General features: G+C 36.3%; 24 protein-coding genes and 1 pseudogene. 17 read left to right on the forward strand and 8 right to left on the reverse strand.

Translation table 11 applies throughout. The features are described from left to right. Window positions 1-110: 110 nt before the first annotated feature. Window positions 111-596 (reverse strand): annotated as a pseudogene (gene ybaK, locus C8N37_RS23265) (Cys-tRNA(Pro) deacylase). A gap of 619 nt (window positions 597-1,215) precedes the next feature. Continuing rightward, complete coding sequence (locus C8N37_RS08565) at window positions 1,216-2,271, reverse strand: outer membrane beta-barrel protein (RefSeq protein ID WP_108158537.1); 1,056 nt, start codon at window positions 2,269-2,271, stop codon at window positions 1,216-1,218. A 327-nt stretch (window positions 2,272-2,598) separates the two neighbouring features. Here C8N37_RS08565 and C8N37_RS08570 point away from each other — a divergent pair, with 327 nt between their 5' ends. From C8N37_RS08570 to C8N37_RS22655, 6 genes are all read left to right on the forward strand, one after another. Beyond that, window positions 2,599-3,903 (forward strand): ammonium transporter, encoded by a 1,305-nt coding sequence (locus C8N37_RS08570; protein ID WP_108159039.1) that lies wholly within the window; start codon window positions 2,599-2,601, stop codon window positions 3,901-3,903. A 459-nt stretch (window positions 3,904-4,362) separates the two neighbouring features. Beyond that, on the forward strand, window positions 4,363-5,502 hold the full coding sequence (locus tag C8N37_RS08575; RefSeq protein ID WP_244914375.1) for a sensor histidine kinase: 1,140 nt from the start codon (window positions 4,363-4,365) through the stop codon (window positions 5,500-5,502). Window positions 5,503-6,086: 584 nt separating this feature from the next. After that, complete coding sequence (locus C8N37_RS08580; RefSeq protein ID WP_108159040.1) at window positions 6,087-7,328, forward strand: quaternary amine ABC transporter ATP-binding protein; 1,242 nt, start codon at window positions 6,087-6,089, stop codon at window positions 7,326-7,328. A 2-nt stretch (window positions 7,329-7,330) separates the two neighbouring features. Next, window positions 7,331-8,158: an ABC transporter permease gene (locus tag C8N37_RS08585; protein ID WP_108158539.1), complete on the forward strand. Its 828-nt coding sequence runs from the start codon at window positions 7,331-7,333 to the stop codon at window positions 8,156-8,158. A gap of 1 nt (window position 8,159) precedes the next feature. After that, the gene (locus tag C8N37_RS08590) at window positions 8,160-8,999 is read left to right on the forward strand and encodes a glycine betaine ABC transporter substrate-binding protein (protein WP_108158540.1); all 840 of its coding nucleotides are present in this window, start codon (window positions 8,160-8,162) and stop codon (window positions 8,997-8,999) included. Between the two features lie 255 nt (window positions 9,000-9,254). Next, complete coding sequence (locus C8N37_RS22655) at window positions 9,255-9,449, forward strand: hypothetical protein (protein ID WP_146171036.1); 195 nt, start codon at window positions 9,255-9,257, stop codon at window positions 9,447-9,449. Between the two features lie 161 nt (window positions 9,450-9,610). On the opposite strand, the gene C8N37_RS08600 is transcribed toward C8N37_RS22655, so the two are convergent. From C8N37_RS08600 to C8N37_RS08620, 5 genes are all read right to left on the reverse strand, one after another. Beyond that, entirely contained in the window at window positions 9,611-12,022 is a 2,412-nt protein-coding gene (locus C8N37_RS08600) for a TonB-dependent receptor (RefSeq protein ID WP_108158542.1), read from the reverse strand. Window positions 12,023-12,349: 327 nt separating this feature from the next. Then, window positions 12,350-12,886: a dihydrofolate reductase family protein gene (locus C8N37_RS08605; protein ID WP_108158543.1), complete on the reverse strand. Its 537-nt coding sequence runs from the start codon at window positions 12,884-12,886 to the stop codon at window positions 12,350-12,352. Window positions 12,887-13,005: 119 nt separating this feature from the next. Continuing rightward, window positions 13,006-14,298, reverse strand: coding sequence for a hypothetical protein (locus C8N37_RS08610; RefSeq protein ID WP_108158544.1), 1,293 nt, complete (start codon window positions 14,296-14,298; stop codon window positions 13,006-13,008). 370 nt (window positions 14,299-14,668) lie between these two features. After that, window positions 14,669-14,851: a hypothetical protein gene (locus tag C8N37_RS08615; protein WP_108158545.1), complete on the reverse strand. Its 183-nt coding sequence runs from the start codon at window positions 14,849-14,851 to the stop codon at window positions 14,669-14,671. 70 nt (window positions 14,852-14,921) lie between these two features. After that, on the reverse strand, window positions 14,922-15,206 hold the full coding sequence (locus C8N37_RS08620; RefSeq protein WP_228115864.1) for a Bor family protein: 285 nt from the start codon (window positions 15,204-15,206) through the stop codon (window positions 14,922-14,924). Between the two features lie 383 nt (window positions 15,207-15,589). Here C8N37_RS08620 and C8N37_RS08625 point away from each other — a divergent pair, with 383 nt between their 5' ends. The 4 genes from C8N37_RS08625 to C8N37_RS08640 all read left to right on the forward strand — a co-directional run bounded on the left by C8N37_RS08625 (window position 15,590) and on the right by C8N37_RS08640 (window position 17,210). After that, on the forward strand, window positions 15,590-15,814 hold the full coding sequence (locus tag C8N37_RS08625; protein WP_108158547.1) for a hypothetical protein: 225 nt from the start codon (window positions 15,590-15,592) through the stop codon (window positions 15,812-15,814). A gap of 103 nt (window positions 15,815-15,917) precedes the next feature. Next, window positions 15,918-16,367 (forward strand): lysozyme, encoded by a 450-nt coding sequence (locus tag C8N37_RS08630; RefSeq protein WP_108158548.1) that lies wholly within the window; start codon window positions 15,918-15,920, stop codon window positions 16,365-16,367. A 2-nt stretch (window positions 16,368-16,369) separates the two neighbouring features. After that, window positions 16,370-16,750: a hypothetical protein gene (locus C8N37_RS08635; protein WP_108158549.1), complete on the forward strand. Its 381-nt coding sequence runs from the start codon at window positions 16,370-16,372 to the stop codon at window positions 16,748-16,750. After that, window positions 16,707-17,210, forward strand: a complete 504-nt coding sequence (locus C8N37_RS08640; protein ID WP_108158550.1) for a hypothetical protein — start codon at window positions 16,707-16,709, stop codon at window positions 17,208-17,210. The genes C8N37_RS08635 and C8N37_RS08640 overlap by 44 nt, the downstream gene beginning before the upstream one ends. Window positions 17,211-17,428: 218 nt before the next feature. On the opposite strand, the gene C8N37_RS08645 is transcribed toward C8N37_RS08640, so the two are convergent. Then, on the reverse strand, window positions 17,429-17,839 hold the full coding sequence (locus C8N37_RS08645) for a hypothetical protein (RefSeq protein WP_108158551.1): 411 nt from the start codon (window positions 17,837-17,839) through the stop codon (window positions 17,429-17,431). A gap of 473 nt (window positions 17,840-18,312) precedes the next feature. On the opposite strand from C8N37_RS08645, the gene C8N37_RS08650 reads away from it, so the two are divergent. From C8N37_RS08650 to C8N37_RS08680, 7 genes are all read left to right on the forward strand, one after another. Next, complete coding sequence (locus C8N37_RS08650) at window positions 18,313-19,119, forward strand: helix-turn-helix domain-containing protein (RefSeq protein WP_146171038.1); 807 nt, start codon at window positions 18,313-18,315, stop codon at window positions 19,117-19,119. Window positions 19,120-19,436: 317 nt separating this feature from the next. Continuing rightward, window positions 19,437-19,859 (forward strand): lipocalin family protein, encoded by a 423-nt coding sequence (locus tag C8N37_RS08655; RefSeq protein ID WP_146171039.1) that lies wholly within the window; start codon window positions 19,437-19,439, stop codon window positions 19,857-19,859. A 287-nt stretch (window positions 19,860-20,146) separates the two neighbouring features. Then, the gene (locus C8N37_RS08660) at window positions 20,147-20,536 is read left to right on the forward strand and encodes a hypothetical protein (RefSeq protein ID WP_146171040.1); all 390 of its coding nucleotides are present in this window, start codon (window positions 20,147-20,149) and stop codon (window positions 20,534-20,536) included. Window positions 20,537-20,635: 99 nt separating this feature from the next. Continuing rightward, on the forward strand, window positions 20,636-20,983 hold the full coding sequence (locus C8N37_RS08665) for a hydrogenase maturation nickel metallochaperone HypA/HybF (RefSeq protein WP_108158555.1): 348 nt from the start codon (window positions 20,636-20,638) through the stop codon (window positions 20,981-20,983). A gap of 6 nt (window positions 20,984-20,989) precedes the next feature. Beyond that, window positions 20,990-21,718, forward strand: coding sequence for a hydrogenase nickel incorporation protein HypB (hypB, locus tag C8N37_RS08670; RefSeq protein ID WP_108158556.1), 729 nt, complete (start codon window positions 20,990-20,992; stop codon window positions 21,716-21,718). A 5-nt stretch (window positions 21,719-21,723) separates the two neighbouring features. Beyond that, entirely contained in the window at window positions 21,724-22,206 is a 483-nt protein-coding gene (locus tag C8N37_RS08675) for an urease accessory protein UreE (RefSeq protein WP_108158557.1), read from the forward strand. Beyond that, complete coding sequence (locus C8N37_RS08680; RefSeq protein ID WP_244914376.1) at window positions 22,196-23,191, forward strand: ABC transporter substrate-binding protein; 996 nt, start codon at window positions 22,196-22,198, stop codon at window positions 23,189-23,191. The genes C8N37_RS08675 and C8N37_RS08680 overlap by 11 nt, the downstream gene beginning before the upstream one ends. Window positions 23,192-23,193 lie beyond the last annotated feature (2 nt).

Here is a 23,193-nt window from a genome sequence, read left to right on the forward strand (position 1 = left end):
AAGGTTGCTATTCTTTTCGGAATGAATTGTATGTATTAGTTGCTAATGAGGGTTTAAAATGAAATCCTTCAATAATTTTTTGAATTGTATTTTTATACAGTTGAATTGCTTTATGCGATACAGATGATGTCAGCAAAATTAGCATGTGTCACGCTAATCAAGTCATGGGGATTGATCTCAATCTGTAGCCCCTTTTTGCCAGCGCTAATGATTATTTTGTTTTCTAAGGAGGCGAGTTCTTCCAGGTATGTTGGAAATGATTTTTTCATTCCTATAGGAGAACAGCCACCTCTGATATAGCCCGTTACATGCTACAGGTCTTTCATTGGGAGCATTTCACATTTTTTATTACCAGAAATATGAGCTAATTTTTTTAAGTCTACCTGTGCATTGCCTGGTATTACAGCGACGATATAGGGATCTTTTTGTCCTGTCAGCACTAAGGTTTTGTAAATCAATTCTGGTTCAATTCCTAAAGTTTCAGCAACATTGGTTGCGCTTTGATGCTCATCCTTTACTTCGTAAGTTTTTAAGTTATAAGTAACGTGTAGGTTGTCCAGTATCCGAGCAGCATTCGTTTTTGCCATTTCTTTCATATGCGTGTTTTGTATGATATAACAGGTGTGTTATAGAATCATTTTATAAAAGAAATGAATGTAATGATGTTTTTATTAAAAAACAATATGGAGATCTGTTGTGTAAAATTGAAAAATTGGACCATGATGATATTTTTGATTGTATAATGATCAAATATGTTTATGGATATGATTTAATCATTTCAAAAAAAGATGATTTTTCTGTAGTCATCCTTTAAGCTCTGTAAGATATTTACTGTTTGTTTCCTATACATAGAAGCTGTATAGAAAGATTATTTACTGTGCTGAGCCTGTGTGACCGCTTAGTCACTGCTGTGTGTTTTCAGATTTATACTGGGCCTGTTACTATTCAAATCCCAAGAGTTGGCTAATGAGTTTGTTTTTTTTAGTAATCGTATTGGATTATTCTGCTGAGTTTTTTAATACAAAAGGGATTGAACAAAGAAAATGGACAATCCCTCTTGTGTTAATTTTGCTCGTATCTCATTGTCAAATCAGATTTCCTATCGATCAAGTACATTTATTTTGTCCTATACCTGATTTATTCAGATAAATATGATTTGTCGTTTAAATAAGAGTTGTTTTCTGATCCTACAATAGGCTATTGGTTCCTATTTTTTTAGAAAGCATATACGAGTGCTAGTGAAAATTGTCCAGCATTTTTTGTTGGAGAAAGATCTTGTTTCACAAACATTTGCGAGTCGCTATTATCTAATCTAATTTCGGGGATAAATGTAAATCCATGATGCTTGAAATTGGCTGTTAAAGTGGTCGCGATAATTTTATTGCTGCTGGTTTCTGTTGTGGGCATTTCCTTTGTTTTGAAGTATTCCCCACGAATGCCTATACCTATATTCTCATTGATATTCACTTTTGGATATAACGCTACTCCCGAATAACCACCTTCTCCTTTTCTATCGTAATTGGTCGCATTTGCTCCTAATGAAAACAAAGGGGAGAATGAATAATTTCCTACAAAATCAATCAAGGTTCCCGAGCTATAATTAGCTGCGCCTCCTTGTGAAGAACCTGTAAGAAAGTTTAGATAAAAACTTGATTTTTCATTGGGTGTCACGGATAATTGTGATCCAATGTGCGATACACCATTTAGATCTTGATAGACATTCCAGTCATTAAAGATGCCAACCATAAGTCCCACTTTGTCAGAAAAAGCATATTGAGCTTTTAATCCTGCATCTTGAAAAGGTCCGGCGCCAAATAGATAAGAAGTAGAATAGTGAAAATTGAATGAAGGACAAATGACTTCGTACCCCACAAATGTACCCATAAATCCAGCTGTCAGACTAAGTTTTTCCGTGAGTGCATACGATATGTATAGATTTTGAATATGAAAACTGTTTTTGTCATCTCCAGCTTGGCCATCTCCATTCAATATAGATCGATATTGACCTCTTGGTCCAAAGGATAACTCACCAACAAAAGATGCTTTTCCAGTAGTTTTTTTAAGCGCAAGGTCGACCATTCCAATGGATACAGAATTGTTGTCTTCCGTAAAATAGGTGTTGATATTCGGTTGTTTTTGAAAATCATACTTCCAATAAGTGTCTACAGAACCTGATATTTCCAAGTCTAATAAGTCATATTTTTTACTTTGTGCGTATATTTTACCGAAAAATATAACTAAAAATAGTGTTGTTGAGATGATTTTTTTCATTTTTTAATGTTTTTAAATGTTTGTTTTAATTTTTTTCTCATTTAAAATCACTAAAACCTCTAGTTGTTATATGTATTTGTGCTGCATGTATATTTTTTTAATTAAAATTTATTGTTTTTAGCATTTATTCTAGTTGTTTTTGTGTTTTTAGGTTGATTATGTTTAGGATCCTACTGTAAATATATGATTTTTTTTATATTTTATTGATTTTTTAATTATTTGAACTTATATTTGAATAAAATAAAATCAATTACATTTGTTTTTGGTTATTTTGTAACAAAAAATAGTATTATTTATGAAATTATTAAACTTAAATCTTTGAATATTATGAAAAAATTCATTCCTCTTATTATTTTGGTATGTTTAGCGATTATCGGCTTACTTACACCGTCGTTAGAAGTCATTAATGTAGCAGGTGTGCAGATTGACACAGGTGATACGGCTTGGTTGCTGGCTTCCTCGGCTTTGGTTTTGATTATGACCCCAGGTTTAGCATTCTTTTATGGTGGGATGGTCAGTAAGAAGAATGTGATTTCCACGATGATGCAAAGTTTCATCTGCATGTGTATTATTTCTGTCCTCTGGGTGATCTTCGGCTTTAGTTTAGCCTTTGGAGATGATATTGGCGGTATTATTGGAGATCCTCGAACCTTTTATATGATGAAGGGCATGTTAGGTAATGTTTCGTGGTCAGCTCTTCCTACGATTCCTTTGGTATTATTTGCGATGTTCCAGCTGAAATTTGCCATTATCACACCTGCACTTATTACAGGGGCATTTGCTGAACGTGTTCGCTTCAATTCGTTTATGGTATTCATTATTTTGTTCAGTGTTTTTATTTATATGCCCTTAGCACATGCAACATGGCACCCGGAAGGTATCTTGGCCAAATTTGGCGTTTTGGATTTTGCCGGTGGTACTGTTGTGCATATGTCTGCTGGATGGGCTGCATTAGCTTCTGCCATATACCTCAAGGGACGAAAAAAACCAACACATTCTCCAGCTCGTATTAGTTATGTGATTTTAGGGACAGCTTTGCTGTGGTTTGGCTGGTTTGGATTTAACGCTGGTTCTGCCGGTGGTGCAAATAGTCTTGCGGCATATGCTTTTGCTACAACAACAACTGCATCAGCTGTAGCGGCTATTGCTTGGATATTTGTCGATATCATTCGTGGCAAAAAACCATCTGCTATGGGCGCTTGTATTGGAGCTGTTGTTGGATTGGTGGCCATTACACCAGCAGCGGGTTTTGTTACCATTTCACATTCCATTGTTATTGGACTTGTAGCTGCTTTGGTGAGTAATTTAGTTGTGTTCTTACGTAGCAAAACAAGTATTGACGATACCTTAGATGTATTTCCTTGTCATGGAGTCGGTGGTATGGTTGGTATGATCCTTACAGGTGTTTTCGCTAATAGCAGTGTTAACAGTGTGGTGACGACCAATGGTTTATATTTCGGTGAAACGGGTTTGTTTATAGCACATGTCGTAGCACTCATTGCTGTGTCTGTTTTTGCATTTTTTGGATCACTTCTTTTAATTAAAGTAACGGATTTAATTACGCCGCTTCGTGTACATGAAGTGGAAGAAGAACTTGGATTAGATATTACTCAACATGATGAGGAATTGTAAGACTGAAGATTATTTATGCCAATATTAACTCTTGTAAAGGTGCGGTATCTACTGCACCTTTTGTTTTCAGCTGTGCTAAGTTTGTTGTGGATATCCGATTAGTATTGGGATTCCCTTCTTTTTATTTTTAAATTTTCGATGATCACCTGCTATCATTTATCCCAATTTTTTTCTTTGCTATCGTGTTGATTAACTGTGTTTTCATACTCTAACTCAACTGTCTCTTTCTTCAGTGTGATATTGAAGATATTATTTATTCTTTTAAATTTCTGCTAGAAAATAATAATAAGACGTGAGGGAAACATCGATTTTGATTCTCATTCGGATGTTTATGTATTTGTCGTCATGTTTAATATTTCAGCTTATTAAACTATCCAAATATAAAATTTGAGATAACTTTGCTAAAAGATTGCCTTATCTTGTGGCAGCTCGCTTGTGCGGATTTAGACTTTGCAGAAAATGGAAGAAATCAATTATTCTGATAAAAATAGACGACTGGTTCCTACCCGTTTTAAACGGATGTTTTTGGTCGTATTTGCATTTGTTTTGCATTATTTGGTTTCTTACATCCTCGATCCGTATTCTGCCTATTGGCAAGATTATTTTACAAGAAGTATTTCTGAGATTATAGCAGAATGGGCGGTCTCCTTTTTATTTTGTTTTCTAATTTCCGAAGTGAGTATTTTTATCCATAGAAAGTTGAATCTGCGCGTTCCTTGGACACAAAATAAATCTAAAAGGCTTTTTCTTGAAATTACCCTTAATTTCATCGCCGTATTGACGCTCATTTTGATGAATATGCTGTGTTATGCCATTATAGACCCTCAATCTGCTCAAATAGAATCAGTTCCTTCTATGGAGGAAATAAAAGATATTTTGCAATGGATCGTGGTCAGTTTGGTCATCTCTTTTATGATTATTTCCATCAATACCATGAGTTATCTCATCAACAACTGGATTGAAACCGCTACGGAAATGTCCGAACATAAAATAAAAGCAGCCGAATTAAAACAAGCATCTGTAGAAGCTGAACTGAATGCATTAAAAATGCAATTGGATCCTCATTTTATCTTTAATAATCTCAGCGTACTTTCTGAATTGATATTGGAAGATCAACAGCTTGGATTTGAATATTCTGAAAACTTTGCCAAAGTCTATCGATTTTTATTAGTGAATAGTAAAAAAAATATGATAACGCTAGATGAGGAAATTAGATTTTTAAATGCCTATATATTTCTAATAGAACATCGTGTCGGTAGTGGGGTCAATTTTACAATTGATATTGATGATCATAGTCGGAATATGTATATTCCTTCATTGACCTTACAGTTGCTGATTGAAAATGCTATTAAACACAATTCTACCAATAAGCGACGTCCTTTGATGATTCGTATTTCCAATGAAGAAGTTGGGAAGGTCGTTATTGAAAATACTTTATCACCTCTTGATCATTCAGAAATTACATCCACAGGTATAGGGCTTAACAATATTACAAGCCGTTTTCAGTTGCTTGGAGAACAAGTTCCAGAGGTGACCAGAGATCAATATACTTTTCGAGTGAGTATCCAATTGGTAACCTATGATATTGAACATGGATAAGTTATGTTACAGTCGCTTCAATCAATCCAAATATTGAACTCAAAATACGAAACTCTGTATTAAAAATATGGAGAGTTGGATTGATTTAGATGAGCCAATGAATAGCGCTTACAAAACGAGGTATAAAACCGTTTTGATGCCCTCATATTTATTTAAATGGGTGATTATTAGTGTTGTATTGGGTGCTCTGTAAGTCAGTGTTTTAATGGCATAAAATGGCGTTTATTTTATTTTTCGTACCTTTGTGCCGTCATATGACACGGAGGCAAGGGTTTTTTCCGTTATGATATAGCTCTTTTGGGAGCTTTATCAGATTTGTTCGCCATATACTTGTTAAGTATAAAAGAGGTCTAGTTTTCTATATCTCGTCTTTTAAAAGATTCGTTTCTTTTTCATGATTGCTCTTCATCGAACTAAGAGTAAAATGTATTAATTATCAAGTTGATTGAACAAGAACTAGGTCTTTGATCGAACTCGCTCAACTTTAGGGATATGTTTATGTTATTAAAAATAACATGAGTGTATTTACTATTGAGTATGCCGAATGTGACGTGACATTTCGTTTCATATCAAAAAAAATAAAAATGAATCAAAACAGAAAAGTTAAGATAAAAGTTGAAGACTTAACAATTGTGTTCGGTAGACAAAAGAAATTGGCTTTGAAATTACTGAATGATGGTTGTTCAAAAAAAGAGATTTTAGAAAAGACAGGTTGTACGATCGGTATCAACAGAGCTAATTTTGAAATTTTTGAGGGTGAGTTTTTTGTGATTATGGGACTTTCTGGAAGTGGTAAATCTACTTTACTACGTTGCCTGAACCGCTTGAATGAACCTACAATGGGTAAAGTTTTTATCAATGATGATGATATCACAAGCAAGAATAATAAAGAGCTTTTACAAGTACGCAGAACTGAAATGAGTATGGTGTTTCAGAAGTTTGGATTATTGCCGCATCATACCGTTTTGACTAATGCCGCTTTTGGTTTAGAAATTAGAGGAGAGGACAAATCGTCTCGTGAATCGAAAGCTCAAAAAGCGCTTGATATCGTTGGTCTGAATGGTTTTGAACAGCAGTTTCCGATTCAGCTGTCGGGTGGGATGCAACAACGAGTAGGCTTGGCTCGTGCCCTTGCCAATGACCCAGAGGTCATGTTAATGGATGAAGCATTTTCAGCACTAGATCCTTTGATCAAAACAGAGATGCAGGATCAGTTGCTTGATCTGCAAGATACTTTACAAAAAACTATTGTATTCATTACCCATGATTTGGATGAAGCTATCAAACTTGGTGACCGCATCGTGATTATGAAAGATGGTATTATTGAGCAGATTGGTACAGCAGAAGATATCCTAACCAATCCAGCCAGTGATTATGTGAAAGCTTTTGTGGATAAAGTCGATCGAAAATCGATTATCACAGCAGGTTCATTGATGACAGAGAAACCAACATTGGTTAGGTTCAAAAAAGATGGTCCTGAAGGAGCGCTCCGTAAGATGAGAACAACCGGATTGGAAATATTACCTGTAGTGGATATCCATGATACCTTCTTGGGTTTTGTTCATATTAATGAGGTTATTCAAGCTGCTAAGCGAAAGGATCCAACTGTAGAATCCATTATTCATATGCATGTGCCTTCTGTATCAAAAGATGTTACGGTGGAAGAAATGTTACCATTGATTTCTGAGACACGATCTCCAATAGCGGTCGTCAATGATCAGAACAGATTGTTAGGTATAGTAACACAGACTTCGCTCATTATCGAAGCCACAAAGTTTAACGAAGAGCAAATTAACGAATTAAAAGACAAAGCAAATAATCAATAACAATGAGTAAAATAATAGATATAGGTCAATACATTGAAGTTGCGATTAATTGGCTTACAGAAAATTTTAAGCCTTTATTCGATTTTATAAAACATACGGGTAATTCAACCATTATCGGATTAGAGTGGATATTTTTAGCGATACCATTTTTTGTGGTGATCGGAGTTTTTACAGGTTTAGCATGGTGGAAATCCGGCAAAGGTGTAGCCGTCACAACTTTGTTAGGATTGACGCTGATTTACATGATGGGGTTTTGGAAAGAAACGATGGAGACCCTGTCATTGGTATTAGTAGCGACTGCCACTGCTTTAATACTTTCTGTTCCTTTAGGTATTTGGGCAGCAAAAAATAAACTTGCGGCCAAAATCATTCGCCCCATGCTGGACTTGATGCAGACGATGCCTGCTTTTGTGTACCTCATACCTGCCGTATTGTTTTTTAGTATCGGTAAAGTTCCTGGAGCATTTGCGACTATTATTTTTGCCATGCCGCCAGCTGTCCGTTTGACGACTCTGGGTATTGATGCTGTTCCAAAGGATATAGTAGAAGCAGCGCGTGCTTTCGGAGCTACCAATCGACAAATCTTGTTTAAGGTTGAGTTGCCGTTAGCGATGCAAACTATTTTAGCAGGTATAAACCAGACTATATTATTGTCCCTATCCATGGTCGTGATTGCCGGAATGATCGCAGCAGGAGGTTTAGGAGAAAGAGTACTGGAAGGAATCAATAATCTGGATATAGGACTTGGATTTGAAAGTGGTTTGTCTGTCGTCATCTTAGCCATTATCTTGGATAGGATAACACAGGGTTTTGTACAGAATAAAAAATAATATGAAGAACATAAAATTAGCGTTAATCTGGGGCGTTATCCTGTTACTTAGTGCTTGTCAGCCAGATGGTAACAAAAAATATATCAACGTAGGTATGGTGGATGGTTGGGCAGAAGGTGTCGCCATGACCTACGTTGCAAAGGCGGTTCTAGAAGAAATGGGTTATCAACTGGTGATCCAGCGCGCTACACCCGACATGATATTAGCATCCATGAACAATGGCGATACAGACCTTTATATGGATGTTTGGCTTCCTTTGACTCATGGTTCTAAAATTGCAAAATTTCCCAATCTTGTTGATATCGGAACGAGTTATGCTCACGCCAGAAATGGTCTGGTAGTACCCGATTATGTGCCGATCAATTCGATAGAAGAGTTAAAAACACATGTAGATCAATTTAATCATCAGATCATGGGTATTGAAAAAGGAGCTGGTATTACGGCTGCAGTAGATCGTACGCTAAAAGATTATGATTTAAACTATCTTCAGGTCAATTCATCCACTGTTGCGATGATCACTGAATTGCAGAATGCGATTAAGGAGAAACGCTGGATTGTCGTCGCGGCATGGCAGCCACACTGGATGTTTGGTAAGATGAAGTTGAAATTTCTGGAAGATCCAAGAGAATCTTTAGGAACCTCAGAGCAGATTAAGATTTTTACGCGCAAGCAATTTCCTACTGAGCAGCCCGAGTTGACACGTTTCTTTTCTCAGGTTCATTTTGATGTAGCCACTATGGCTAATTTATTGATGAAAATGGAAGAAAGTAAGGATAAAGAATCTACTGCAAAACAATGGGTTGCAGAACATCGATCTTTGGTCAATAGCTGGTTGCGATAGTGTTGATCTTGATGATTTCAGTTGACTGATTTTGTTTAATCTTTGTATTTTGCACATTCATATAAAAAGCAAGTACTTTCGTATAATATTAAAATTTCTTCCTACCTTAAAGACTAGATTTGTTTAGCGGCATCATTAATATATATCATGATTAATAATGCGGTATGGTTATATCTTAAATTAAGAATAATGATGGTCAGGCAGGTGTTAATTTTTAAAAGCTCAGTAAAAACAAACGAAAAGAAAAATTTTTTAATGCAGATCTTGAAGGTTAATATGCCGGAAGTGCAGTCTGCAACCTTGGATTTGGATGATGAAGATTCTATCTTTCGTATAGAAACTGAAGGATGTTCCATCGATCGATTAACAAGTCTACTGCAAATTCATGATATCAAAGTTGATTTTTTGGATCGATTTATAGATGAAAATAGAAGGACCGATACGGCGTAAGTAAACTTTTATATTGTTTACATATCCTGAAATCTCGTGGTATTCAGATTGGGTCTTCCTGATTGATGAATGGAGATATTCTCTTTGAAGAAGTGTTTTTCTTATTGGATACATTTAACACCTAGGGGCTGTCATTTTTTGACAGCCCCTAGGTGTTAAATCTAAAAGCGGTAAGCAATACTACCCAGGATATTTCTTGGCATTTGCGGATTGACCGTTGTCCAACCTTTAAAGTAAGTTTGGTTAGTCAGATTATTTGCTTTCAGGGCAATTTCCATTTTTTTGTAGCCGTAAGAAAGGCTGGCATTAAGTAATGTATAAGACGGAAGTACAAAAGTTCCCGTAGGGACACTGTTGGTAATGATATTTTCACTGGCATGATTGATTCCAAGACCAATACCTACACCCTTCAACGTTCCTTGTTGTAAGATGTAATTTGCCCAGATATTCGATAGATGTTTTGGGCCAGCTTCAGTAGGACGAAGGTTGTTCACAGTAGCTGCAGCTTTTGTTGTTTTACTATCGTTGAAACTATAGCTTAAGATGACATTTAACCCTTGAATAGGAGCTGCGGTTAAGTCAAAGTCAACACCACGACTTAAACGTGTTCCATCCTGTACACTGATGTTGTAGCTTTTGCCATCTATTTCTACTGTTTCAGGACGGATCATATTGTCTACACTGATATCGTAGTAACTGGCAGTAAGACCAATTTTATCCTCAATTAGATTAAATTTGACACCAGCTTCCCACTGCGATGCCTGTTGTGGTTTGAAATCACCAGATACACTAGGGTGAGGCTGTACTACTGGCGAAACATTTTTAAAACCATTTTGATAGTTTGCGAAGAAAGAAACCTGGTCCTTGATCGCTTCATAAACTAGACCAACACGTGGCGAAAAAGCTGTTTGGTTAAACGCACCGGTGGTCGTATCCTTGTCGATGTTATAAGTTCCCTTGTTATTGAAATAATCCATGCGTAAAGCAAGGTTTAAATGCAATTGTGAAGTTAGGTCCAAGACATTGGAAACATATGTGCCAAATACTTGCGTACGGCTGCGGTTGTTGGTTTTTGCACCATTGGAAGCAGCAATTGCGGCGTCAATAAAAGCAGCGTTAAATTTGTAGTAGTCCGGATCGTCGTATGCAGTGTTGATCTGATCTGTCTGTACGTAAGGTGAGTTGTGCGTTTCTGTTTTTTGAGAAAGGAAATCCAGTCCTACAAGCAATCTATTGCGCATGCCACCAATATGGAAATCACCAATAAAATTCTGTTGTGCATTGATATTATTTGCTACATAATTTTGAAGAGCCGCATATCGGTTAATCAAGGTATCATTGGCACTTTGCAAGTACATAATGTATTGAAAGTAACCATCAGATTTACGTCTGTTATAATTGACAGTTGTGTTGGATGTCCACTGCTCATTGATACGGTATGTCACATTTCCACGCAAGTTGGTACTGGGATTTTTAAACGTCACATCATTGTTGGTGTACGACTTGTTAAAGTCAAATTGTAATTCATCAGGTGTTCTTGCAAACAATTGACGGGAACGATTGAGGAATACCATCATGGGATTTGTCGCTTTGCTCTGATAAATTTCCGCATCCAATTGAATGTCTAATTTGTCATTTGGTTTGTACAGTAAAGAAGGTGCAACAAAAAATGATTTATTAAATCCTGCGTCCTGGAAGGTCCCAGTGTGCGAATATGCTGTATTGATACGACCCAGTAGTTTTTTATTTGCTGTCAAAGGACCGTAAACATCTGCTGTCACGCGATGTTGTGCATAACTACCAAAGATATAATTGACACGTCCACCTATAGTATCCAACGGTTTTTTAGTGATGTTATTGATCAATCCACCAAAACCAACTGCAGCACCACCATACAAAGAACCTGAAGGACCTTTAATCACCTCGATTGTTTCTAAATTAGCTGGATCAGGACTCGTACTGGCAATACTGACCACTCCATTGACCATTGCTGCTTGTGTAGCAAATCCACGTAATGTGTAGTAGGAGACTCCATCTCCTGGACGACCGGTAGCTGACCACAACTTGTCAATACCCGAAACATTGGCCAATGCATCATCATAATTTGTATTTAATTGACTTTTTAGCAATTCTTTGGTAACAACAGCATAAGATTGCGAGTTTTCCATATTGCGAAGCGGCATTTTAGATACGTATAAGCTTTGTTTGCGCGTATATTTATTTTTGTTAGTACCGTTGATCACTATTTCTTCTAGAGTGGACTGGTTTTCGGTAAGATAGATGTCAGCAATGGTATTTCTTTTTTCTTCTATCTGGATGTCTCGGGTCTGAGATTGAACTCCAATGGCTGAGATATAGATTTGTGCAGGACCAGGTTTTACTGATTTTATGAGATAAGAACCGTTGGCTCTAGTCGAAACGCTGATGTCCTGAGGAAGTAGTTTGACCGTGATACCTTCAACTGGCTTTCCATCCGCGGAGAATATTTTTCCATATATTTCTGTTTTTTGTTGCGCTTGCGCATGGAGAGAGCATGGAAGCAGCAGCATGAGGTAAATGATAATATTATTCATAGTGTTTATTTCTTTTATTTAGATTAATTATAAACAGTGCAAATATATTATTCATGTTACACTTTTCAAAGCGTAATTTTATTATCCTTTATTTTTATTGAAAAAAGACAGTTTATAAAGTTTTTGGTTGATTACAATCGTGCTATATGAGATGCGCGAAAAGCTTAATATGGAGATAATGAGTGTGATGATACGTTGAAAATCATTTTATTTGAGATACTAATATTTTGTTGTCGTCTATGAAAATAGAGTCAATATGATCTATGGAAGATAAATTGACTCTACTTTTTAATCAACGATCTAATCAGAATATCGCAAGTAGCTCAATTACACTCCAATGCTTTTGTAATGCAGTTGCGTTAATCCTGTTTTGAACTGTTTGGTTGAGACAAGTTTTAGGTTTTGCTCCGGTCTCCCGTCCTGAAAGAGTTTGGTTCCATTTCCAACTAAGATCGGAATAATCGAAATCACAAATTCATCAATTAAATTGTCCCTTAAAAGCGCATTGACGATTTCAGCTCCACCATCAATAAAAATTTTTTTTCCGGCTTCACTTTTCAATTTTAATATGAGGTCCTTTAGATCCGCTGTGTAGAAACTGGTGTTGCCAATAGCTGGTTTTGGAGTTCTCGTTATGATGTAAGATCGCTTATCTGCATGGTGAAATTCCGGAACGTGCCTCATGATCCAATCATATGTTTTTCTCCCCATCACTACCGTATCTACAGATGCTATAAACGTTGCATAACCGTAGTCTTCACCTTCCTGTTCTACTAGGGATAAAAAACCCAGGTCATCATTTGGTTTAGCGATATAGCCATCTAAACTCATGGCAATATATAGGATTACTTTTCTGTCTACCATATGCTGTTTCTTTATTTTAAAATTATACTTCTTTCATTTACATACAATGGAAGTCAGGTTTCACTACTATGATCAAGCATAGTAGGTTGAATCACGAACTTCTATATTTGATCATGGACTTAGTTATCTTTTAAGTTGACCTCTTTTTTTTCTCCATTTTTGTCTATGGTCACTCGTTTTTCTATATGAGCCTGATCCCTGTAATGCTGTCTAGCAGAGGCATAGTTAGTATTAGATCCGGTATATCCCCAGTAATTATAATAATTAGTATATCCAGTTACATACGAATAGTTATACGAGTTGGTAAAATCAAAACTGGCCATGATCACATATGTGCCAGGGAGAAGATCCGCAAATTCAAAATGTCCCTCATCATCATAAACCTTCGCTTTCTTAATTCCTGCCCCAAAATTTGAATCTAATGGTACCTCAGGTATTTTCCCTTGTTTTTTTATCTTTTTATTAACGGCGGTCCACTCTTCGTAGTAGGCAGAATTTGGGAAAAGTGTGATTTCCGTACCCTTTGGAGCAAACTGTTTTTTGGCCGTATTGACCAGTCCGCCCAGTTTCTTGCCCGTGTTATCTTTTGCATAGGCCGTTCCTGTAATGACACTACTACCTGTTGTAATCTGCTGTACCGCCTGTTCTTTATTGAACTGACTTTTTATCGGTTGGTAGTCTAGTTCTTCATTGGTACAGATTTCCCACATGCCATTGCCCAAGGACATTTCCCGTTGCCATAAACGGTGATCTTTTTTGTCAATCACATAGTTGTAGATCGCTCCTGTGCTTTCTTCCAATACGGAGGCTAACCACGTATCATGGTTTCCGGTTTTAGGTGAACGATAAGCATAACTTTTAACCTCTTTGATGATGTAGTTGGAAGTTAAAGTATCCGAGTTGTCATCGTAATAAAACTGCGAAAAAGTTCCTTTATAGCCTACAGTGAGAGGTAAGGTGGTCATCATATTATCAGCTAGGTTGAAATCAATAAATGAACCTGGTGATTTTAAATTCAATATTTTATCCTTTTTGGTTTTTTTTGAATAATAATTCCCTCTTATGGTTTCTCCAAAATCGAGGTTGAATTTACTTCCGCTGCTTTCAGATTGGTAACTGATCGATCTTAGGGTCTTAGCATCTGCAATAGACGTTCGGATATTAGACCACTCATTACTTTTGTCTGTGTATTTGTAATGGAATATCAATTGATTGTTTTCGTAAGAGATGTCATAAGTCATCGTTCCTTTCTTTGTCCAGCTGGTATCCTTTACATAATATACTGTGTATAAAGATTTTTGAGGTTTAAGATAAGACGTATTAATATCAGGACTGCCAGGTGCAATCATTTTTTGACAAAGTGCTATAAAAGGAAGCAGATTAAGTACGAGTATAAGAGTTTGTTTATTCATGTGCATTTTTACTATAAAAAAGATAAAAAGGGCGTTAAATGTTCACTCATTTAATTTTTATCTAAGATAATAAAAATGTAAAAAAATAGAAGCACTTCAGTTCTTCGTATTTATCAAGCCACATTTATAGCCTATTTCTTTTTTTTCGGGTGCTGGGGATGTAATGATACTTATCTGAAGATATACTATGTTTATTACTTAATAGATATCTTGATGTTGCATCGTTTGATTTTGAAGTAATTAGATAATAGGATTATTAAAGTGAAGTACGCGGAGTGCAGAAGAATTTTAAATTTAAAAATTTATTTTTGATAGGTACAAGTCAGGTATAGCGTGTTAAAACTGAAATAGAGGTAGGCTGATATAGGGCTTAATTTCTTTTGCGTATTGTTATGATAATAAAAATGAGGATGGTCAATAACAGAATTTTGCCTGCCAAATAACCATAATCAAAACTGCTCATCGGAGTATTGCCGACAAATAGGATATTTAAAATACTGAATAGTATATATACACAAATCGCAATAGCTGTCCAGAAAAATACTTTTTTCATGATATAAATTATAATATCGGATTTTAAAAGGCTGCCAGTAGACAGCCTTTCAAATTAAATTTAAGTGTTACTATTTCGTAACAGTCGTCACTGTTGGTGTGTAGATACCAAATGTGATTGCAGATAATAGACCATTTACAAAAGATTGTCTAGTATGTACGGTGTAATTTTCAGCACCTTCAGCCATTGCTTTAGAATCTGAAACTCCAACTGGAGCCAAACCAGCGATTACATAATGGTTCCATTTTGTTACTTGTTGATTTCCTTGTGCTCCTTTTCCTACGACACTGGTGTAAGAATAACAAGAAGTTAGCATAGCAGAAACTGTTAAAACAGCTGCAAATTTGAAAAACATTTTCATTTATTTATAATTTAGTAATATATGTAGCTCATTTACTGTTTATTTATATATTTTAATTCCAAATAATGAGAATAATTAATTACTGGGATTATTAATATCAATAAGCCTCTAAGATATTAATTTTAATTAATATTTATCGATAATCGTGATATTGTGTCTAAATCATTTCTCCTACTGTAGCGGATAGTCTACAACGCGTATACTGATATACTATTTCAATTCACTTTTATTTTGTCTTATAACAACATATTCATTCTTATCAACCTCATATTTTCGGTATCTCCCACATACCGCTTACAAAGCATAGATATCCTGATTTTTTGTCTCATCACTGCTCTACTTTTGTATAAGATATTCCAAACTAGTATAAAATAAAAATGAAAGAAAAGATTTCAGCAGCCCTTACAGCCCGATATACAAAGCTGGGTTTTGAAGCAAAAGCAATTTCAGAGGTAGCCCATTGTTTGGCTAAAAAAGTAATCTATGAAGAAGATATTGATGGTGCGATCCAAGATGTAAAAGGGCTGCTGGAAGTCTTTCAGAACCATGCAGCTACACGAGTTCGATGTGCTGTTATTAAGAGTAGACCTTATACTTCTTAAATATGCTACCGCTTTCGTGTAGTCTAGGCGCTGGATTAGATGAATATTAATTACAGACAAGCTCTCCGTTAGGGAGGGCTTTTTTTGACAAAAAGAAATGATTATGAAGATAGGACAAAAAGGATTACAACTGATAAAGGATTTCGAGGGCTGGTACAGCAAACCTTATCTCGATCCTGTTGGGATAGCCACTATAGGTTATGGATTTACCTATTATCTTCCCAGTAGACGTCGGGTCGCTATGGATGATATTCCACTCACAAGAACAGCAGGTGATCGGATGTTAGCCGATATCCTAACTCATTATGAAAATGATGTTTTGAGGTTGGTGCAGAGATCTTTACGGCAGCAGCAATTTGATGCACTTGTATCTTTCACCTACAATTTGGGTGCGACAAACTTGAGTAAATCAACTTTACTGAAGCGGATCAATCAAGATCCCGATGATAAGCGTATTGCAGATGAGTTTATGAAATGGGACAAAGCCGGAGGGCGGGTTTTACCTGGTTTGGTAAGACGAAGAGCGGCAGAAGCAAAATTATATTTTAGTTAAGCATGATGGAACTGTTGGAATTAGTGGAACGATTTGGTACGCCTGTGATCACCGGAATAATTGGTTATTTCGTTGGGCGTCCAAAGCAGCAAGCAGAGGTGGAAGCCACCAATGTCGAAAATGCAGGAAAGGTGATTGATAAATGGGCAGGCTATGCAGATCGCCTGGAGAAAAATATCGAACAGCTACGCGCTGTTATTGAAGATTTAAACGATGCTTTGCGCATTGCAAATGATGAGCATATAGCTTGTGCAAAAACATTAGCGAAGCTACAAGCAGAATATGATGACCTGATGAAACTTTTTAATGAATTACAAATTGAATTAAAGAAAATTAAAAATGAAGATAATAGTAGGCGTGGTCGCAGTCATACTTTTGGTTAATGGCTGCGGTTTATTTAAAAAAAACACAAAAATCAAGCAGTCGGAAATAAATGAAAACATAAGCGCAATGGAGCTTGATTTAAAAAAGGAGAAAGAAATAGTGGTGACAACGGAAACAGATTTGCAATCTTTTGTATGGCTCGATGGAGAGACTGTGATGCAATTAGAAGGAGAAGATGTTAGGATTGAGAAAGATGGCACCGTCCTCATGGCTAGGGGGAAAGTCAATCAGAAAAGCCGAGAGAAATCCAATGTAGTGCAGTCGATGACTAAAACTACAAAAGTGGAACAACATGAAAAGAAACAGACAGCGCTGGAAACAAAACAAAAAGTCACTTTCGAAAAGAAAGCTTCCAGCCTTGTAAGTAAACCCGAATCCAGTATGATATTCTGGTTTTACATCAGTCTTTTTATACTAATTTTCATTTGTCTGTGTTGGATCAAGAAAAAGATCAGATAGATCATGCAGGGTGCAAAAAAAGACCACTTATCTTTTGTTAAGATGGTCTTTTTTTGTGTTCATGGACCAGGAGTTTTGGACTTCTAGGATTTTCACTTGCTCCATATCCTTGATATAATTTTGGAGATAAACTCATTTTTAGTTGTATATAATGTGTGTTATCGTCTTCCGTTTCAGATTAAAAGAACCTGATGTTTTCCAACCATAACCTAAGGACCCTATTTACTGTTAAACCGGGTATGTATGAGGTAATAATTTGCGATCTGTTTAATTTCTTTTTTGAAATCACTATACATGTCGTATTGATTGCAGGCACAGATAATGGATTTTTGTAAAGTATCGTTACTGATATTCAGATATGGGATAGTTTCCTTGTAGATCGTACTTTTTACTTTAGTTTTCAACGATACCAATTTTTCCGGCTGAAAGACTCTAAGTACCACCGAAATGGCTTTATACCGATGTTGGATGTCTTTATAGTTGATGAATTCACCTTTGATCTGTTCAGGATTGATTCCAACAAATGCGCAATAGCAGTCTATTACTGCATGGATTTTGGATAGATCAGGTTCATACATGGTATTGATTGTTTTCAATAACTCTGGGTGATTTTCTGTGAGAAAGTTCATAATAAAAGAATGATATAGTGTGTTCATGTTTTCAATTGTTAATAGTTTTATAACTCATTTAATGGGCTACAAAGCTCTGGTTATGGTACGTATGCTGATCGCTTTGGCTGTTCAACTAATCCCCGTAATAGGATGAACATATTTTTTGACGCTGCTTTCATGCAAGGATGGTATGGATTCTTTTCATCTATTTATTTTTTGTGCTGTATACTGTTTTTATCGTTCAATGTAATTATTGGGTTAAACAAAGTTAAACAGAAAAGTTAAACTTCAAAGATTTTTTTAATTTATTTTATGCATATATAGGTTTGATATAAATAATATTAAACTTTTTTGTTTATATTTAATATGCTTATAATCAGTATTTTGATTGTTTTTTATTGATTATTATTTGTTTAGGTTAACTAGATTGTGTAACTTAGCGTCAGGTTGTTATGTTTTTGTGTAACAATTGATTAAATGCTATGAAAATCATGGAAACTTACCTAAATAATAATTTTGAGGTATTACGTTTGGAAATGAAAGTGACCAATCGCGAATTTGCGGCTATTTTAGGTGTGCGGGAACAGGTGTATTCGCGCATCAAGAAAGGCGAATATCCCATAGGTCTAACCATGAAAACACGTATTGAAAATGCATTTCCGCAGGTCAATTATGATTGGTTGCTGCACAATCGTGGAAACCGTGAAAAGCGCGAATCCTTTGTTCAGTCGGATGCCGTTTCTATGGTCAATGTAGGAAACGGAAAATCCATCGGTTATTTTTCTGATGAAGTGAAATTCATGGATGAAAATAAAAACAATATCTTTTTTGAAGTTTCTCCTGGACGCTATTTGATGCAGACCAAATTGGTGACAGAAAAAGCAAAAGCGGGTTACTTATCTGGTTTTGCCGACTCTGAATATATGGATGAGCTGCCGGCACATTTTATCACGGTCAATGAGTTCCACCGGGGTATATACCGTTCTTTTGAGGTTAGTGGTGATAGTATGACTGACGGTACAGATGCAAGTGTCTTGGATGGCGATATCGTTACCGGACGTTTGATTAAAAGGGAATTGTGGCAATCCAAATTCCATACCCATAAATATCGTTATTGGGTTATTGTACATCGTTACGAAGGGGTCATTATTAAAGAAATCAGCCACCATGATGTAGAGAAAGGCATCCTTACCCTGCATTCCCTGAATGCCGACAAAGTCAAATATCCAGACTTTACCATTACACTCGATGATGTCGATCAGATTTTCAATGTCGTGGATATCAGTCGGTCTTTATAAGTCGATTTTATAAAATGGAATGTTTATATATTGAGATCAGATCGATCGAATAGGATGTAGCAATGGCATATTGTAAATAAAAGTGCAAAGATCTTCCGTCCATTGTGAGTTTGTTAAACGGTCGGTAATTCATATTATGAGGGTAGATTGAGATATTGCTTTTAGAGGGTGGCTTGAAAGCCACAATTTTTGAGTTAAAACTTGGATATTTCCGTGCTTTATTTAGTTTTGCGAAGATTTTGAATGAAATATTAATTTTTGTGAAAGGAAATGGATTTTTTGATCAATATAAAATTAAATTAACCCCTATAGTATATATGAAAAAAATAGTAACAATTATTGTTCTTTTTGTAACGGTGTTTGTTGCATCTTGTTCAAAAGATGAAGCTTCCATAGATGGATCTGAAAGTATTGTTGGACGTTGGGTTCTGCAAGAGATGCAAGAGTTAAATACAATGAAAAAAGTTCCTTATACCGATGGAATCGAATATTCGTTTAAAGCTGACGGTACCTTCACAGGTATTACAGTCGAAATCGATTTTGACGAAATTGAACCCGTTTGGATAAAAGTCCCAGTTTCGGGTAAGTACAAATTTTCTTCGGATCGTCAAGAAATCACAATAGCAGAAAATGGTCGTCAACAGGAAGTATTTGATGTTTATACACTGACAACAAAAAAGATGATTCTACGGGGTAAATATCAAGATTTTGAAGTGCAGTCTACCTTTAGTAAAAAATAAATAATTCGAAGTTTATTTTTCAAACGCCCCCTCCTTTTACTAAAAGGAGGGGGCGTTTGCCTTTAAATCTAAATAATAATTCAGCTTCTTGCGTTGTGTTACGAATAGCTGTAGCTATGCTTAGTGGATAACGGTATAAAATAGCTTGGGATCTGCAATCTCATAAAAGAAAAAAAAGAAATTATCCTATTTCGTGAAACAAAATTCAAGATTTGTGCTATTTTACTTGCTTTTTTTTACTGTAAATTTGTTGGATTAAAAACAATGAGTTTTTAGAATAGTTACTTATGATGTTGAGACTAGTTATTTTTGTGCTGTCAGTATGGTTTTTTCCTTTGCAATCTTTGGGATCAACCACTCATGCTCCAGTACGGAATCGTGCTAGTTCTAGCTCCTTCCAAAGGAGATTTGATCCTGCGGATCAGTTGATCGATCATACAGACGACCAGCTATCTGACAAGAAAAATTCTCTTTTTCAAGAAATGTATATCTGGGATATCGATTTAGATCTTGACAGGGATTTAAAACTGGACAAATTATTTGCCGTATACGATTTAACTGTTCGCTTGTTATATCCCGATCAGACAGCTTATCTGGATACCTATTCATCACAAGCTGATCTGCCGGTCCAATCCCGTAAATTCCTCCTTTTTGAGCAGATAAAGATACCTTTTTAACCTGCTATCCTGACGTACATGCTATATGGAATAGCGTCAAAAAACCTGAATTGCTACACGCAAAACTCAATTCTATATTATCTAAGATTAAACACTATTATGCACGAGCTTAGTATTGTAAAGGATATCTTCGATACACTGGAGGGCCATTATGGTGCTAGAGTGGAAGATGTTCAACAGATTCAAGTAACCGCAGGTCTGCTGTCAAATGTACAGCCTGTTCTGATCCAAAATGCATTTGATGCCTTTATTGCTGAGAATAGAGGTTACGCAGAGATGGAGCTGGAAGTGGTCGTTAACGATATCGTAGCTTACTGCGACGTCTGTCAACAAAACTTTCCGGTTCACTATCACCGTTTTGTATGTCCTTGCGGCCGTTCTTCGTCTACAATCGTTCAGGGAAACGAATTGTATATTTCAAAAGTAATTTTTAAACAAGAAAAATAAGAAATTATGTCTACTAACACCTCTAGTCCAAAAAGTGCTGGAAACCGAGTCGGTTCGGTACAATGTGATAACACCACATTACATTTATTAAAAGCCAACGATTATGTTGCAAATGCTATCCGTGAGCGTTTAAAAGACGTTTGTGTCATCAATGTTTGTTCTTCTCCGGGTTCAGGTAAAACAACTTTGATGCAAGAAACTGGAAAACTACTTGCCAATGATCTCAATATTTCGGTATTGGTAGGTGATCCAGAAACGGAGCGCGATGCGATCAGAATGCGTGAAGTTGGAATCAACGCGTTGCAGATCGTGACTGGTGGTATGTGCCATATCGAAGCACAGATGATCCTGCAGGCACTTGATCATATTGATATCACAGGTACTGATCTATTATTTATCGAGAACGTCGGCAATTTACTTTGTCCTTCGGCTTTTGATTTAGGTGAGGATTATCGTGTTACATTATTGGCCACCACTGAGGGTGATGATAAACCCAAAAAATATCCACGTATGTTTTTAACGAGTGAATTGATGTTGGTATCAAAATCTGATTTATTGCCGTATGTGCCTTTTTCAGTAGATGCTGTAACTAAAGATGCCCGTGAAGTAAATCCGAATATTGAAGTGATTACTATCAGTACATTGAAGAATGAGGGTATTGATGAGTGGTGCGACTGGTTGAAGGAAAAAGTGAAACAGAAAAAAGAATCAAGACTTCAAGCGGAAGTAAAATAAGAGCTATGCAAGCAGGGTCCGTATATATTGATGCTGTGCTGCCACAGGGAGAGCTTGTTCAGGATACGGTCGCGATACTTCAGCTGGAATGGTTTGAAGTGAATAAAAAAAGATTGACCAGAGCGACAACGACTGGACAAACTATAGTCATGGAACTGGAAAAAGGTAGGGAATGGTGTTTTGGAGATGGTCTGTTTCATGAAGGAAAATTGATCGCTACCATTGCGATTAAACCGACATTGACCATTTGTTTTACTCCCGTCAATGCAGTGCAGGCAGCAGACTTTTGTTATTATTTGGGAAATAGGCATTTACCAGTGTTTATGGATACTGATAGGGGCATGTACTGTGTCCCTTATGATGGTCGGTTATATGAACAGCTGCTGGCAAAATTTCAATCTCAGGTACAGTTGGAAGATGGGATATTACTGTCAGAAAATTTAGTAAAGTGGTTGATGAAAAAATCAAGAAATGAAAATGAGCTGTAAATTATTTTGCTTAATAGCCTTGTTATCTATAGTCACTTTTAGTGCGTGTAGTCATGGTCCTAAAAATGATCTGTCGAAATCCATTAGCGCTACCGATAGTCGTGGGAAAGTGATCAAGTTGAAGGATGTTGCCAAACGGGTTGTGGTTTTATTTCCTTCGTTGCTTGATGAGGTGTATATGCTTCAAGCGGGTGATCAGGTTGTTGGTATTCCTCAGCAGGTTTATCAAATGGAAGATACTTATGCCTTTTTATCAAAACTTGATTCGAGGATTGCCGCCAAAACATTGCCAACACCAACTTATGGTGGGCAGTCCAGTAATGTAGAGGGTATTATTGCGTTACAACCTGATCTGGTGATTACCTTCAATACCGATCAAGATCATATACAACAATTAGAAGATCTTGATATTCCTGTTTTTACCTGCTCTTCGGCAGATGACAAAAGTATAATAGCGGAATTGCTTGGTATGGGAACGCTTGTTGGAAAACAAGAAAGAGCACAGGAAATTGTTGATTATGTTGATGCTGAACTCGATCGTATGCAAGTTCCATCGATTGAAAATGCGAAGTCTGTTTATTATGCTTGGTCAAAAGGCCGTGTGATGTCTACTTCTGGAAAAGGAAGTTTAATTGATATGGCGATTCGTCTTTCTGGAGCTGAAAATGCATGTTCTCTACCGATGGAAGCTCCAAATATCAGTGCAGAAACGATATATAAATGGAATCCGGATTTAATAATCTTGTGGAACTCTAAATTGTCGGATGTGTATGATCTGAAAGAGTTAGCAGATCTTCCTGCCGTGAAAAACAAACAGGTTTTTGTCATGTCACCATCGTTTCCTTTTGATCCACATACCGTCAAATTTTTATTGTTTGCCAAACAAGTGCGTCATTGGAGCTTTCCAAGCTATTCGGAAGAGCAATTGAAAAAAGAAATGCAGGAAGCTTTTGAGGTCATGTACGGTAAAAAGGATTTACTATAATC

The sequence above is a fragment of the Sphingobacterium faecium genome (assembly GCF_003054045.1).
Taxonomy (GTDB): Bacteria; Bacteroidota; Bacteroidia; order Sphingobacteriales; family Sphingobacteriaceae; genus Sphingobacterium; species Sphingobacterium faecium.